The organism is Telmatospirillum siberiense, from assembly GCF_002845745.1.
GTDB classification, from domain to species: domain Bacteria; phylum Pseudomonadota; class Alphaproteobacteria; order Rhodospirillales; family Magnetospirillaceae; genus Telmatospirillum; species Telmatospirillum siberiense.
In genome coordinates this window covers 1-13,720 of sequence record NZ_PIUM01000047.1, presented here as the reverse complement: position 1 = coordinate 13,720, position 13,720 = coordinate 1, and the positions used below count along the sequence as shown (strand labels likewise).

The 13,720-nt window shown below is 61.9% G+C and carries 13 protein-coding genes; 6 read left to right on the top strand and 7 right to left on the bottom strand.

What is annotated here, in order from left to right; genetic code table 11:
- Nucleotides 1-133: 133 nt before the first annotated feature.
- The 6 genes from CWS72_RS27980 to CWS72_RS25445 form a co-directional block, all read right to left on the bottom strand.
- Nucleotides 134-601, bottom strand: a complete 468-nt coding sequence (locus tag CWS72_RS27980; RefSeq protein ID WP_158240820.1) for a hypothetical protein — start codon at nt 599-601, stop codon at nt 134-136.
- Nucleotides 602-641: 40 nt separating this feature from the next.
- Nucleotides 642-1,274, bottom strand: a complete 633-nt coding sequence (locus CWS72_RS25460) for a helix-turn-helix domain-containing protein (protein WP_101253477.1) — start codon at nt 1,272-1,274, stop codon at nt 642-644.
- Between the two features lie 5 nt (nt 1,275-1,279).
- On the bottom strand, nt 1,280-1,447 hold the full coding sequence (locus CWS72_RS27975) for a hypothetical protein (protein WP_158240819.1): 168 nt from the start codon (nt 1,445-1,447) through the stop codon (nt 1,280-1,282).
- Between the two features lie 129 nt (nt 1,448-1,576).
- Nucleotides 1,577-3,163 carry a rhodanese-like domain-containing protein gene (locus CWS72_RS25455; protein ID WP_241911889.1) on the bottom strand — a complete coding sequence of 529 codons (1,587 nt, stop codon included), beginning with the start codon at nt 3,161-3,163 and terminating at the stop codon, nt 1,577-1,579.
- A 1-nt stretch (nt 3,164) separates the two neighbouring features.
- Nucleotides 3,165-3,761: a cysteine dioxygenase family protein gene (locus CWS72_RS25450; protein WP_101253475.1), complete on the bottom strand. Its 597-nt coding sequence runs from the start codon at nt 3,759-3,761 to the stop codon at nt 3,165-3,167.
- Nucleotides 3,762-3,881: 120 nt separating this feature from the next.
- On the bottom strand, nt 3,882-5,234 hold the full coding sequence (locus CWS72_RS25445) for a phenylacetate--CoA ligase family protein (protein WP_101253474.1): 1,353 nt from the start codon (nt 5,232-5,234) through the stop codon (nt 3,882-3,884).
- Between the two features lie 117 nt (nt 5,235-5,351).
- Between CWS72_RS25445 and CWS72_RS25440 the strand changes: the two genes are divergently transcribed.
- The 6 genes from CWS72_RS25440 (at nt 5,352) to CWS72_RS25415 (ending at nt 10,303) form a co-directional block, all read left to right on the top strand.
- Nucleotides 5,352-6,536 carry a pyridoxal phosphate-dependent aminotransferase gene (locus CWS72_RS25440; RefSeq protein ID WP_101253473.1) on the top strand — a complete coding sequence of 395 codons (1,185 nt, stop codon included), beginning with the start codon at nt 5,352-5,354 and terminating at the stop codon, nt 6,534-6,536.
- The gene (locus CWS72_RS25435; RefSeq protein WP_101253472.1) at nt 6,517-7,107 is read left to right on the top strand and encodes a 2-oxoacid:acceptor oxidoreductase family protein; all 591 of its coding nucleotides are present in this window, start codon (nt 6,517-6,519) and stop codon (nt 7,105-7,107) included. Before CWS72_RS25440 ends, CWS72_RS25435 begins: the two co-directional genes overlap by 20 nt.
- Nucleotides 7,100-7,423: a 4Fe-4S binding protein gene (locus CWS72_RS25430; protein WP_158240818.1), complete on the top strand. Its 324-nt coding sequence runs from the start codon at nt 7,100-7,102 to the stop codon at nt 7,421-7,423. Before CWS72_RS25435 ends, CWS72_RS25430 begins: the two co-directional genes overlap by 8 nt.
- On the top strand, nt 7,420-8,658 hold the full coding sequence (locus CWS72_RS25425) for a pyruvate ferredoxin oxidoreductase (RefSeq protein ID WP_101253470.1): 1,239 nt from the start codon (nt 7,420-7,422) through the stop codon (nt 8,656-8,658). The genes CWS72_RS25430 and CWS72_RS25425 overlap by 4 nt, the downstream gene beginning before the upstream one ends.
- Nucleotides 8,655-9,554, top strand: coding sequence for a thiamine pyrophosphate-dependent enzyme (locus CWS72_RS25420; protein WP_101253469.1), 900 nt, complete (start codon nt 8,655-8,657; stop codon nt 9,552-9,554). Before CWS72_RS25425 ends, CWS72_RS25420 begins: the two co-directional genes overlap by 4 nt.
- 140 nt (nt 9,555-9,694) lie before the next feature.
- A complete protein-coding gene (locus CWS72_RS25415; protein ID WP_199175992.1) occupies nt 9,695-10,303 on the top strand; it encodes a cupin domain-containing protein in 609 nt (202 codons plus the stop codon).
- Here the strand turns inward: CWS72_RS25415 and CWS72_RS25410 are convergent.
- Complete coding sequence (locus tag CWS72_RS25410; RefSeq protein ID WP_101253468.1) at nt 10,281-13,328, bottom strand: diguanylate cyclase domain-containing protein; 3,048 nt, start codon at nt 13,326-13,328, stop codon at nt 10,281-10,283. The two genes, CWS72_RS25415 and CWS72_RS25410, sit on opposite strands and share 23 nt — an antisense overlap.
- Between the last annotated feature and the right edge of the window lie 392 nt (nt 13,329-13,720).

Sequence of the window (13,720 nt, the reverse complement as noted above, 5' to 3'; positions counted from 1 at the left end):
GCATTTGGCATGACATCGTTTCTGCATATCGAGGTATGTGCCGATGCGACGGCTTTCATGTCTTTTTCCAAGATAACGGAGGAAATGCCGATATCCTGGATATCTCGCCGCCTTTGATGGAGGGGCTTCCGTTTTATTGGATCAAACCGCAGGCGGCTCCGATATGCCGGTTGCTGCGTTGCGGGATGGTGGGGATACTCTGCCCATCGACGCCGTTTGGTTCGAAAAAGATAGAAGGATCCTCGAAAATGATGCCCGCGATGCAAATGCCGATGCCCATGCAAATGCCGATGAACATGCCCATGGGAATGATGACGATGCCCAACATGATGTCCATGATGATGCCGATGATGGGCGGTGGCATGGGCATGCCGATGCCGATGATGGGTGGCGGTATGGGTATGCCGATGCCGATGATGATGCCGATGTGTAAGATGACGGTCGAGATGACCGATGCCGGCATGGTCTGCAAGATGATGCCGATGGACGGCGGCATGACCATGGAAATGATGAAGATGTGCTGCGAGAAGATGGCGTCCATGATGGCCATGGGCATGCCGATGATGATGACCTGCGGCGGCATGCCGATGATGTGCTGCATGGCGTGATGCCGGGGCGTTCATCGGCGAACGCGTAAATTTTCAGAGGCGGCTTTCGACATAGGTCATGACGAGGTAATAAAGTCCCTCGTCATGACCCGGATTGCGATAGGCGTGATCAGCATCCGCTTCGAAGATGACGCTGTCGCCGACGTCGAGCCGGTGAACACGTCCGTGAATTTCCACCTCCAATTGCCCCCGGTTCACGACGATCGTTTCGGTCGTGCCGACGGCATGGGCTTCGGATTTGGCCACGGCCTGTCCGGCCAGGCGTAATTCATAGAATTCAACCTTGCGTTCCCCATCGAAGGGAAACAGCGCGCGCGACGAAAAACGACCGTCCTGCGACAGCAGGATCTTGCTTTCGGAGCGCCGCATGACCATCGCCTGGTCCTGGGTGGGGGCTTCGCTGATCAGGGCGGAGAAGGGAAGATCCAGGGAATGGGCGATCTTCCAAAGAACATTGATGGTGGGGGCGCTGCGGCCCAGTTCGATCTGGCCCAGCATGGCGCGACTGACGCCGCTCACCTTGGCCAAACGTTCAAGAGACAGACCCCTGCGCGTTCTCAAGCGCCGAAGGTTTTCACCGACGATGCCAACCAGTCCGTTGGGCGAGCCGGCGACGATATCCGACGTCAGTTGTGCCTCGCCGGGCGGCAAACCCTCCCTCGGCATCGACGTCACATGGCTTGCCAGTAGGGCAATACGTACCAGACGGGGACGGGATACCACATCATCATCGGGCAGGCCTGCTGACTGGCGGAAGGGACATGTTTGTCGCGCGCCGAATCGCGGCGGCGGCGAAATTCCTCAAGATCGATCACAACGGCGTTTGCCTTGGCCATCATCGCTACCCTACGGCATCATTCCATTGATCTAATGGTATTTCCCGGCGTGGTTTGTGTCAATGAACATGTTAATTCTTAATTTATAACATATTATTTATGTATATAATTTCAGGTGGGGCGATGGTGCCGCTAAGGGGCTTCCGGACGGACCACGTGAAAGTTGGACACGCCGTCGTTGGCCAGTTGCGCCACGAGCTGCAGTTCCCAGTCGATATAGGCTTGCATGGCGTCGGCCGCGTTGTCGGTCCCCTCGTAAGGACGCTTGTAGACGTCGATGGCGGGGGATAGCCAGTGATGCGCTTCATGTTCAAGCGGAAAGCCGGCGTCGCTCCAGGCCTTGGTTCCGCCCGTCAGGAAATGGACGGGGCGGCGGGTGTGGCGCGCCGCTTCCTCCGCGGCATAGGCGGCGGCGGCGCCGTCCGGCGAGGTGAGAACGATCGGCCCCGCGCCCGGCAGGTCCGGCAGGTCGGCGGCGAAGCGGGAGCGCAGGACGAACCGGGCGCCCGGAATATGGCCGGCGGCGTATTCCGGACTGCGCGCCAGGTCGAGGACGCAGGCCTCCGGCCCCCATCGATCGAGATCGGCCGGCGAGAGCGGCGGTCGGCCCGGAGGTATCGGCGGTCTTTGCCGGGCCGGGGTTCCCGTCTCGTCGCAAGGCAGGGCGCCTTCCTCCAGGACGACGGCCTGCCAGCCCATTTGCACCAGCCACGATGCGGTCATCCTGGCCCGGACGCCATCGTCGTCGAAAAGAACGATGCGGGCGCCGCGTACCGCCACCCATTCATCGGTGGCTTGCACCAGTTGACCGCCGGGCGCCGATCGGAATCCCCGGGGATGGCCGGCGGCATATTCCTCGGGCGTCCTGACGTCCAGACGATAAAGGGTGTGGCGGTTGCTTTCGGTCAGCCAATCCCTCAGCCAGGCGCGGGAGATGACGCGGACCCCGACACGCTCGGCCCACCGGGCAGCTGCGGCGCGGGCTCCGGCGCGGGCGGTTTCGCTGGTCGGCGGAAAGCTCTCCGTTCGTCCGCGGTCAAGGGGAAAGCCGGCCAGTGTCCAGCCGATGGTGCCGTTGCGCAAAGCCGCCACCCGGTTCGGAAGCCCGGCGTTGATCAGCGACTGCGTGCCGATGATGCTGCGCGTGCGGCCGGCGCAATTGACGATGACCAGGGTATCGGGCGAGGGGGCGGCATCGCCGGCGCGCAATACCAGTTCACCGCCCGGTACGCTGATTCCGCCGGGGATGCTCATCGTGCGGTATTCTTCGAAGCGGCGTGAATCGAGGATGGCCATGTCGGCGCCGCCGTCCAGCAACGCCTTGACCTCGGATGCCGCGAGCGAGGGCGTGTGACGGATGCTTTCCACCAATTCGCCGAACGCCTTGCTGGGAACGTTGACGTCGCGGTAAAGTTCGCCCCGACGCTCATAGCCCCGTAGCCCGCCTTCCAGGATGGTCACGTCGGAATAGCCCAGGCCTTCGATCAGGGACCGGGCCCGTTCGGCCAGGCCTTCGCCGTCGTCATAGAGGACGATCGGGGCGTTGCGGCGGGGAACCAGATCGAAAATGTCGCTTTCGATCCGCGTCAGGGGAAGGGATATGGCGAAAAGCGGATGGGCGTCTGCGTAAGGCCCTTCCTCCCGAACGTCGAAAAGGGCGATTTCGCTTCCGTCCCGCCAGCGGCGGCGCAGATCTTCCGGTTGGAATGGGCGGGGCATGTCATCCATTCTCCCGCGAGCGGTCCCACAGATTGGGCAGGCGTTCGTTCGAATAGCCGGAGATGAAAAGGCGTTCCTCGCCGGTCTGCGGATCGAAGGAGGCGCGGCGGACGGCGCCGATGTTGCCGCCATAGACGTGGATGCTGATCGATGGGGCGTCGGGCAGGGCGTTGGCGATGCTGTGGATGTCGCCGATGGTGGGCGATACGGCCACCACGTCGCCGGATTCGATGCGGTCTTCCTGGCCGGGAACAAGGCGTCCGTCGGAGGCGCGGCTGAATCCGGTGGACAGTTCGGCGCCCCTCAGCACGCCGACCAGTCCCCAGACCCGGTGGTCATGGACCGGCGTGCGCTGGCCTGGGCCCCAGACGAAGCTGACCACCGAGAGACGTTCCAGCGGATCGGCATGAAGAAGATACTGCCGGTAGCGCAAGGGATCGGCGACGGCATAGTCCTCGGGCAACCAGTCGTCCGAGGCGATAAGTCCGGCGAGCAGCGGTTTGGCCTCCGCCAGCAGGGCGGATTCGTTATCGCGATGCTTTTCCACCAGATGCGTGGCTTCGATGACGAAGTCGCGCAGGCGGTTCACATTGGCCATTGCGTCGTTCTCCTCAATTTCCCGCGCGGGTCATGGATATCCCGAAAGGATACATCCTCCCATGACTGGGGGCGCGCGGGATCTTCGTGATTTCGCTTCAAAGGCAAGGGGGGCAGGATATCAGTTCCAGACTCCGGTCCGGCGGTCTTCGACGCGCTTTGCCTTGTGTGTCGCCCGCGGCAAGGTGTCGGGGGGCAGCACCGTCACCTTGGCGGTGACGCCGGTTACCGATTTCAGCCGCTTGCTGAAGTGTTGGGCCAGGTCCTCGTCGCTGCCGTTGTAGCCGACGATCTTTTCGATCTCGACGGTCAGCTGATCCAGGTGATTGATCCGTTCGACCACCAGCTTGTATTCGCCCGTCAGGTCATGGTCGCGGCGCACGATGGATTCGACGTCGCTCGGAAAGATGTTCACCCCCTTGATGATCAGCATGTCGTCGACGCGTCCGTGCACGCCCTCCATGCGGATCGCGGTGCGGCCGCAGGCGCAGGGTTCCGAGGTGAAGCTGACGATGTCGCCGGTGCGGAAGCGGATCATCGGGCGCGCCGTCTTCTTCAGCGTCGTCAGCACCATCTCGCCGCGTTCGCCTTCGGCCACCGGTTCACCGGTCTCGGGATTGAGAACCTCGACCAGGATATGATCCTCGGCCCAGTGCAGGCCGTTCTTTTCCTCGCACATGCCGGCGCAGGAGCCGAAAATGTCGGACAGGCCGTAATAATCGTAGACCGAGGCGCCCCATAAATCCTCGATGCGGTTGCGCGTCTCGGCGATGGATCCCCCCGGTTCGCCGGCCACGAAGATGCGGCGCACCGCAAGATCCTTCCTGAGGTCGATCCCCTCTTTCTGGGCGGTCTCGCCCAGGTACCAGGCATAGGACGGCGTGGTCCAGATGATGCTGGCCTGAAATTGCCGCAGGATCTGCAGCAGCCGCTCGGATGGAACCGTGCCGGCATGGATGCTGAGCGCCCCCAGCTTCTGCGCGCCCAGGACGCAAGGTCCGCCGATGAACAGCGAGAAATTCAGCGAGTGGCAATAACGGTCGGTGGGCCGCATGCCCGACGACCAGAACTGCCGGGCTTCGTAATCGATCCAGTCGTCGAAATCGCCCTGGGTGAAGGGCGAGGCGGTGGGAACGCCGGTCGAGCCGCTGGAGGCCGAGATATAGACGATGTCGCGCTCCGGGACGGCCACCAGATCGCCGAACGGCGGCACGGCCAACTGCCGGTCCCGCAGCGTGCGCTTATTGATGAAGGGGAAGCGGCGGATGTCATCGAGGCTCTTCACCTGGTCGGGGTGGGCCCGGGCGGCGTCGAAACTCGAGCGGTAGAAGGGGGAATTGGCATAGGCGTGGCGGAGATGCTTTTGCAGGAGCGCCAGCTTGAGGTCGTCCCAATCCCGGCGGCTCTGGGTTTCCAAAGCCGCATCCCAGTAGGCCGGATCATTGTCCACGACGCGCTTGATCCCGACAGCCATTGCTCGCCTCTCGTTTCTATATTAATCTAGAAGAATGGTGAATATATTCGCTTCAACAGCGCGAGCAAATGGAAAATTTTTATATAACTTTTTATTTAGTGTGAAATAGAGACGAGCGTGCCCCAGACAAGCAAAAGAATCAGCGGATTCGGGGAATCGGTCATTCGCAAGATGACCCGCATTTCCAACCAATACGGCGCCATCAATCTGTCCCAGGGATTTCCGGACTTCGATCCGCCGAACGAAATCATCGAGGCGGGGGCGCGCGCCATGCGCAACGGCCCTCATCAATATGCGGTGACCTGGGGGGATCCGGAATTTCGACGGGCGCTTGCCGAAAAGCAAAGCCGCTTCATGGGGCTCGACATCGATCCGGATCGCAACGTCGTCGTCACCTGCGGCAGCACCGAGGCCATGATGGCCGCCATGCTGACGGTGTGCAATCCCGGCGACGAGGTGATCGTCTTCTCGCCGTTCTACGAGAATTACGGGGCGGACACCATTTTGAGCGGCGCCAAGCCGATCTTCGTTCCGCTGGTGCCACCGGATTTCACGTTCGACGAGGCGGTCCTCGAGGCCGCCTTCGCCCGGAAACCGAAGGCGTTGATCCTGTGCAATCCCTCCAATCCGTCGGGAAAGGTCTTCACCGAGGGGGAATTGCTGACCATTGCCCGGTTGGCGGAGCGGCACGACGTCTTCGTCATTACCGACGAGGTTTACGAGCACATCGTGTTCGAGCCGCATCGTCATCGCTATTTCGCCTCGCTGCCCGGCATGTTCGAGAGGACGGTTTCCTGTTCCTCGCTGTCGAAAACCTATTCGATCACCGGTTGGCGTCTCGGTTACGCCATCGCGCCGGCCGCCGTCGTCGACGGCCTGAAGAAGGTTCATGACTTCCTGACCGTCGGCGCCGCCGCGCCGTTGCAGGCCGCGGCGGTGGAGGGCCTGCGCTTCCCTTCGGACTATTACACCGGTCTGGCGGCGGCCTATTCGCGCAAGCGCGCCTTGTTCCTGTCCAGCCTGGACAAGGCCGGTCTCGCCTACTATCCGCCGCAGGGCGCCTATTACGTGCTGGTCGACATCTCTCCCTTCATCGACGGCACCGGCGAGGACGACATCAGCTTCAGCGAATGGCTGATTCGCCGGGTCGGCGTAGCGGCGGTTCCCGGATCGAGCTTCTTTCGCGAACCGGTTCGCAATTACATCCGCTTTCATTTCGCCAAGAAGGAGGAAACCCTGGCCGCGGCAGGGGAGCGCCTTCTTCACCTACGGGAGTTGTGGCATGCCGACCACCATGCATGAGACGGTCTGGCTGGGACGCGGTGGGCAAGGGGCGTTTACCGCCGCCCGCCTTCTGGGCCTCGCGGCCGTGCGGTTTGCCGGGAAGCAGGCCTTGGCGTTTCCTTCCTTCGGGCCGGAACGGCGCGGTGCGCCGGTCTTCGCCTATACCCGCATCGCCGATCGTCCGATCCGGGACCGGAGCGCCGTCCGGCGGGCCGATGTCGCCGTCGTGATGGATGAATCCCTTCTCGATCAGGTCTCGACGGATTTTCTCGTGGCGGAAAGCCTGGTCATCATCGACGCCGAGGCCGGTCCGACCGATGCCGGTTCCGGCGAGCGTTTTTTCCGCGTTCCGGCCCGGAAGATCGCTCGTGACATCCTGGGTTCGGACCATACGAACACCGTTTTGCTGGGCGTCTTCATCGGGCTTACCGGCCTGCTGCCGATCGACGCCGTCACCGCCGGAATCGTCGCGGAGTTCGGTCAGGGGGCCAAAGGGGGGAAGAATGTCGCGGCCTTCCGGTGCGGATGGGAGGTCGGTCGCGCTTCGTCGGAAACGGGGGACGCCGCGCGGAGATATGGTCATGGCTGAGCGGCGCACGGCGGCGTGCTCCCTTCGCGCGGGGGGCTCGGTTTCCGACGGATGGCCGCTGGCGCCACAACTCGACGCGGGACATCTCACCTCTTCCAATAGCGGATGGCGTACCCGCTGGCCGGAAATCACCGTCGCTTGCACGCGGTGCGGGCTCTGCTTCCTCTATTGTCCGGATGGCGCGATCGCCAAGGAGGGGGACGGAACTCCCCGGGTCGCGCCGGATTGGTGCAAGGGGTGCGGAGTTTGCGCCGTGGAATGCCCGAAGGGCGCCATCGAAATGCGCGACGAGCGGAAGGGGCGCATCGAGCGATGAGCGAGCTGCATTTTCTCTCGGGCAACGAGGCCGTCGCGCAAGGCGTGCGGCTCAGTCGGCCCCGCGTGATCGCCGCCTATCCCATCACGCCGCAGACGATCGTCGTCGAGCGCCTGTCGGAAATGGTCGAATCGCGGGAATTGGCCGCGGAATTCGTGCATGTGGAATCCGAGCATTCGGCTCTCGCCCTGGTGATGGGGAGCGCGGCGATGGGCGTGCGGACCTTCACGGCCACGTCGTCGCAAGGCCTGATGTATATGGCCGAATGCCTTCATTACACTTCGGGCGGGCGCTTCCCCCTGGTGATGATGAACGCCAACCGGTCCCTGGCGCTGCCTTGGAATATCTACGGCGATCAAAGCGATTCGCTGGCGCTGCTCTCCTCGGGATGGATTCAGGTCTATGCCGAAACCGCCCAGGAAAGTCTCGACATGATCATCCAGGCCTATGCCGTCGCCGAAGACGTCCGGGTGCGCACGCCGGTCCTGGTCAATCTGGACGGGTTCGTCCTCACCCATACTTACGAACCCGTCATCGTTCCCGATCAGGACACGGTCGACGCCTTTCTGCCGCCGCCCGACTTTCCGCCGGGCTACCCCGGCACCTTCGATCTCCTCAGGCCGCAAAGCCTGGCCGTTTCGGCGGGGCCCGGCGACTATGCCGGCTTCAAATATCGCCAGCATCGCGACATGGTGGCGGCCGCCGAGCCCATCCGTGACGTGGGCGGGCGTTTCGCCGAGATCTTCGGGCGCGGCTCGGCCGATCTGATCGAGCCCTATCGTTGCGGCGACGCCGAACTGGTCATGATCACCCTGGGCAGCATCGCCGGAACGGTACGCGACGTGATCGACGACCTGCGTGCCGATGGCCTGCGCGTCGGATTGCTGCGGATCCGCTATTTGCGGCCGTTTCCGTCCGAGGACTTGCGGCGATTGCTGTTCGGCCCCCTGCGCCGCGCGGCGGTTGCGGCCATCGGGATTCTCGAAAAGGATATCTCGTTCGGGCATCAGGGCGGCGTTGCCCTGGAGGTCAAGGCCGCGCTCTACGATCAGGCGGAGGCCTCCGCTCCGGCCGGCTTACCGCCCGTGCGCAATTTCATCGCCGGCCTGGGGGGGCAGGATATCTCGCGGGGGCAGATCATCGCGATGTTCGACGACCTGGCGCGGGCGGCGGGGCGCGATGGGGATGAGCCGGCCCGGTCTGTGCGGTTCGTCGGACTGGAGGCGTCCCGATGACGATTTCCCTGAAGAACTTGTCTGCCGAGGAATATTTCCTGGGGCACAAGGCCTGCGGCGGTTGCGGCGGAAGCCTGGTGGTGCGTTGGACCCTGAAGGTGCTGGGGGAGCGTTCCTACGTCGTCATGCCGGCCGGCTGCATGTCCGCCGTCGGTTTCATCTATCCGCAGATGGCGCTCGGTGTGAATGCCATGATCTCTCCCTTCGCCGCGACCGGGGCCGTTCTTTCCGGCATCGCCGCGGCGGTCCGCGCCAAGGGCTTGCGGGACGTGCATGTGGTGGGGTTCGCCGGCGACGGCGGCACCGCCGACATCGGACTGCAGTCGTTGTCCGGCGCCTTCGACAGGAAGGAGCGGATCATCTATATCTGCTACGACAACGAAGCCTATATGAATACCGGCATCCAAAGGAGCGGGGCCACTCCCTGGGGGGCCCGCACCACCACCTCGCCCGGCGGCTTCCGGCCGTCCAGCCCGGCGCCGAAAAAAGATCTGGTCCGTATCGCCGCGGCCCATGGGGTGCCTTTTGCCGCCACCGCGAGCGTCGGTTACCCAACCGACTTCCTGCGCAAGGTCGAGATCGCGGGGAGTATCGATGGACCGTCCTTTCTTCACGTCTACGCGCCATGCCCGACGGGATGGGCGTGCGAGTCGGACGCCACCATTCGGCTCGGCAAGTCGGTGGTCGATACCGGTCTGTGGCCGCTCGTCGAGTGGCGGGACGGGGCCGCCCGACTCAATCGCGATCCGGAAGCCTTCGTTCCCCTTGCCGACTATCTCGCCATGCAGGGACGGTTCAAGACCCTGCGGCCGGAGGAGATCTCCGCCATGGAAAGGGTTCGCGACGGCGCCTGGAAAAGTTTGCGGGCCTGGGTGCGGGAGTCTTCCGCGGGTTGACCGGCGGAGATTCGTCTCTTTCGGTTTCCGTCGTTTTTTTGCTGGACGACTTCCGTTTTTTCGATCGATCTGTCGTAATTCTCCCCCGGCTCATTGCCGGGACCGGAGCTGACCGGAAAAATGGGGAAGGGGGCGTCGGATTGGCGCGCAAACGATCGATCAACACGGACACCGTCGACGGCCTGGTCGACGGCATGCCGCCGGCGTTCGGCGGTACCTTGCGGATGTCCCGGCATCTCCAGGGAATGACCATGGCGCAACTGGCGCTCAAGGTGGGTTGTTCGGAAAGCCTGATTTCGAAGATAGAATGCGATCGCGTGCTGCCGTCATTGCAGTTGCTGCACCGCCTGGTGCAGGCCCTCGGCACCAATATTGCCAGTCTGATGACGGGCGCCGGTGACAAGGATGGTGTCATCGCGCGTGCCGGGGAACGCCCGGTGCTGGTGGTCACGCCCTCGGGGCGGGGGCGGGGATTGAAACTTGAATCGCTGTCCATCGATCGGGCGCTCATGCAGGCCAACATCCATATCATCGCGCCCGGCGGCGGCAGCAACGGGGCCATCCAGCATGAGGGCGAGGAGGTCGGCTATGTTTTGCAGGGCGTCGTCGAGATGACGATCGGCGAGCGGCGCTTTCGCCTGGGGGTGGGGGATTCTTTCTATTTCCGTTCCGACCATCCGCATGCCTATGTGAACGTCGGTCAGGAGGAGGCGCGGATTCTGTGGGTCAATTCTCCGGCGACCTTCTGATGTCTTTCCCAGCGGTGTTTTCCCATTCTGTATCGCTGTCGAAAAGGTGGTAGGCGTTTCCTCCCGCTTCCTTGGCGGCGTACATGGCCTGGTTGGAACGCTGCAACAATTGATCGGGATCGCCCCCGTCGCCCGGAAAGAAGGCGATGCCGATGCTGGCCGAGGTGGCGATCCGTTGGCCGGCCAGCGTGGCCCTGGCCGAGACGATATTCAGCAACCGCTCCATGATGGGGTGCGGATTCCCGTCTCTGCCCACCCCGGAAAGGATGATGGCGAATTCGTCGCTGCCGATTCGCCCGATCATATCCTCGTCGCGCAGGGACATCCGGATGCGTTGACCGAGCAGGGTCAGCATTTCGTCGCCCAGGTAGCGTCCGTGACGGTCGTTGAGTGAGGCGAAGGCGTCGAGGTCGAGGTAGGCGACGGCAAGCGGTTGCTTCCTTTTGCGGCACTGATGCAAAGCCTGGCGCAAGTGGTCGACGAAATGCGAACGGTTGGGCAGGACGGTCAGCGGGTCGAAATGGGCCGCGCGATCGAGTTGCTGCTGATGGTTTTTCAGCGCGGTGATGTCCCGAAGCGTGGTGATCCGTTCCATTTGTCCGGAGGTCGTGATGGTGCGGCCGTGAGCCTCGATAAAGAGAATTCGCCCATCTTTGGCGATCATCGTGTGCTCCGTCAGCGATTCTTTTCCATGCATTATATTATGCATGATGGCGGGTCTCTCCGATGGCGGAAGAAGAGGCTCCACATCCTTGCCGATGATTTCTTTCCGCTCATAGCCGGTCATTGACAGAAATTGATCGTTCGCCTCGATAATATTTCCCTGCCTCGTGATGACGATTCCTTCGAAGCTTGTTTCCATGACCGCCTTGAGTTTCCGCGTCGCGCTGTTGGTTCCCGCCTCGGCAAGGGCGCGTGCCCGATTGGCGCGTTCGGTTCTCGCGATGAAGACCGTGGCGCCGGCAACCAGGAAAACGAACAGGCCACCGGACAGCGCGAGTTGGAGTCTCCACATGGAGAGAAGGTCGGTATCGCCGGTTCTTTCCCGCCAACCGCCGTCCGCTCCGGCCAGGTCGCCCGTCTCGACCCAGGCGAGGCGCTGGAGAAAATGTCCGGGGATCAGCATCGTGCTTGCCAGCAGGGCGGAAACGATGCTCAGCCAAAGGGTCTGGAGAGCAGGAACGCGCCACCGGGCGGCGCTGATTTTTTCCGCCAACCTTGAGTTCCCCGGCTCGCTCTCGGCAGATCTTTGCTGATAAATCTGTCGGAGGAGGGGGGCGAAGGCCGCGTCTTCCCTGTTCATGTGGCGAAGCACCAATTCGCCCGCCAGGAACTGGAAAAGATCTCCCGAGGTAAGGATTCCGACTTCGTAGTCGACGATGATTTCCTTAGCCTTGTTGAGGAGAGCCAGGTGCTGGCGCCGGTGCTGCTCGGCCCCTTCGAATCCGATTTCGTAAAGGATCCGCTCCTCGTCCCGGAAATGTTGTTCGATCGTCGTCAGAAGCGCGCCGATGCCGGCTTTGACCTGTTCTTTCGGCCGTCCGGAAACCGCCGCGGAGACCGCCCTCTCCGTCAGGGCGAGGATGTTCCGGTGTTGTCCATCGATGAGGGGGTGACCGCAATCGTATTCGGTCCTCCAGTCCAGATGGATCGGTCCGTCCGGCAGGCCGGGGGTATCGGGCGTCGTCGCTCCCGTTTCGACGGCGACGCAATCCCGTCCGGCCATTTTGGCCTTGTAAAGGGCGTCGTCGGCGCGTTGGAGCAGGGTCTGAGGGGGTTCCCCGGCATTGAATTCGGCCACCCCGAACGATGCCGTCGTTCGTCCGACGGTTGGATTGGGTGTCTCTCGCGGGATCTCCTGGCGCAGCTTTTCCGCAAGATGACGGGCGCCGGCGAGTGTGGTCCCCGGGCAAAGGATCAGAAATTCCTCTCCTCCCCAGCGACCGACGACATCGGTATTCCTGACGGAATGTTGAAGGCACTGCGCCACCGCGGTCAGGACGCTGTCTCCGGTCAAATGGCCGAATGAGTCGTTGATCGACTTGAAATGATCCAGATCGACGATGATGACCGCCAAACGGGTCCCCAAGCGATTGGATCGTTCGCATTCCCGGAGGAACAGCTCATCCAGTTTCCGACGGTTGTAAAGTCCGGTAAGGCCGTCGCTTTCAGCCAGTTGTTCCAATGCCTTGCGCATCGAAAACTGGATGAGCGTCATATCGGCGATCTTGCCGGCGAGGAGTGCTGCAACCAGGACGGCAAGAACCTCCGTCATCCGTCGGGGGGGATCCTGCCAGCCGTTCTCGGGGGAAACATCGAGACGCCATTCGCTGTTGGGCATGCTCACTTTGACGGAGAGCGGCCGGCCCGAGACGGGTTTTTCGGAACGCGCAATCGGCAGGTCGGCGCCGCCGTCGGGTTTGATCAGCCGGTAGCTGATTTTACGGGATGCCAATATCGGCAGGCGGCTTGCGGCGACGAGCCGGTCGACGGGGAATACCGCATTGACGAATCCCCAAAACACTTCGCCTGACGGTTTATCGAGGAATACCGGCAGGCGGGCGGCCACGCCAAAGCCCCCCTGCACCAGGGGAAACGGTCCGGCGAGCATCGGTTGCCGGGACTCCAGGGTTTTGAGCGCCTCGGCGCGACGGTTCGGGTCTTGGAAAAGGTTGTGGCCGATGGCTTTTTCGTTTCCCGCCAAGGGAAAGATGCGGCGGACGACCCCTTGCGGAGCCAGTTGTAGATTGAGGATGCCATCCGGGGTTCGCCGGATCATCTCGCCGGCGATGGCATCGAAGTTCTCCATTTCCCCGTCGTTTTGCCGCAGAAGGGTGCTCAGCGTGAAAAGATGCTGCAACGCGAGAGCGGCCTCGCGTTCCATGGTGTCGGCGCGGTCTGTGGCCAAGGCGAGCAGCCGGGCCCGCAGGTCAAGATCCCGATTTTGTTCCAGAACACTGACGAAAATCCCCCCGGTCGTCATGACGGCCGTGATGACGAGCAGAACCGCGAGCTTATGGCGCAACGATCTTCCGAGAGGCTTCGGTGTTTTCACCTTCGTCTCCCGAAAGACGATTCTTCCGTCGAGCCTGGCTTGTCGTTGGGGGGAGTTCTCGCCAAGGTGGATTCTATGAACATATAAACAACTAAAAATAACAATCAGTCAGATTAAAGGTTTCAATTGATCATTCTTATATACAATCGAATATGAGCTATCTAAACATATAGATTCTTAATTTATATTAATTTCTGATATTGACCAAAATTGGTAATTATATTGCATCGTGTTGTTAATGATTCTGGTTAAAACGTTAATATTGTTACAAATTTGTGCGCGTTGATATGATGGATGTTTTTGTTTTTCGATCGTTCTTCATCTGGTTCCGGGGCTGTCTCTTATACACATCTGACGCTGCC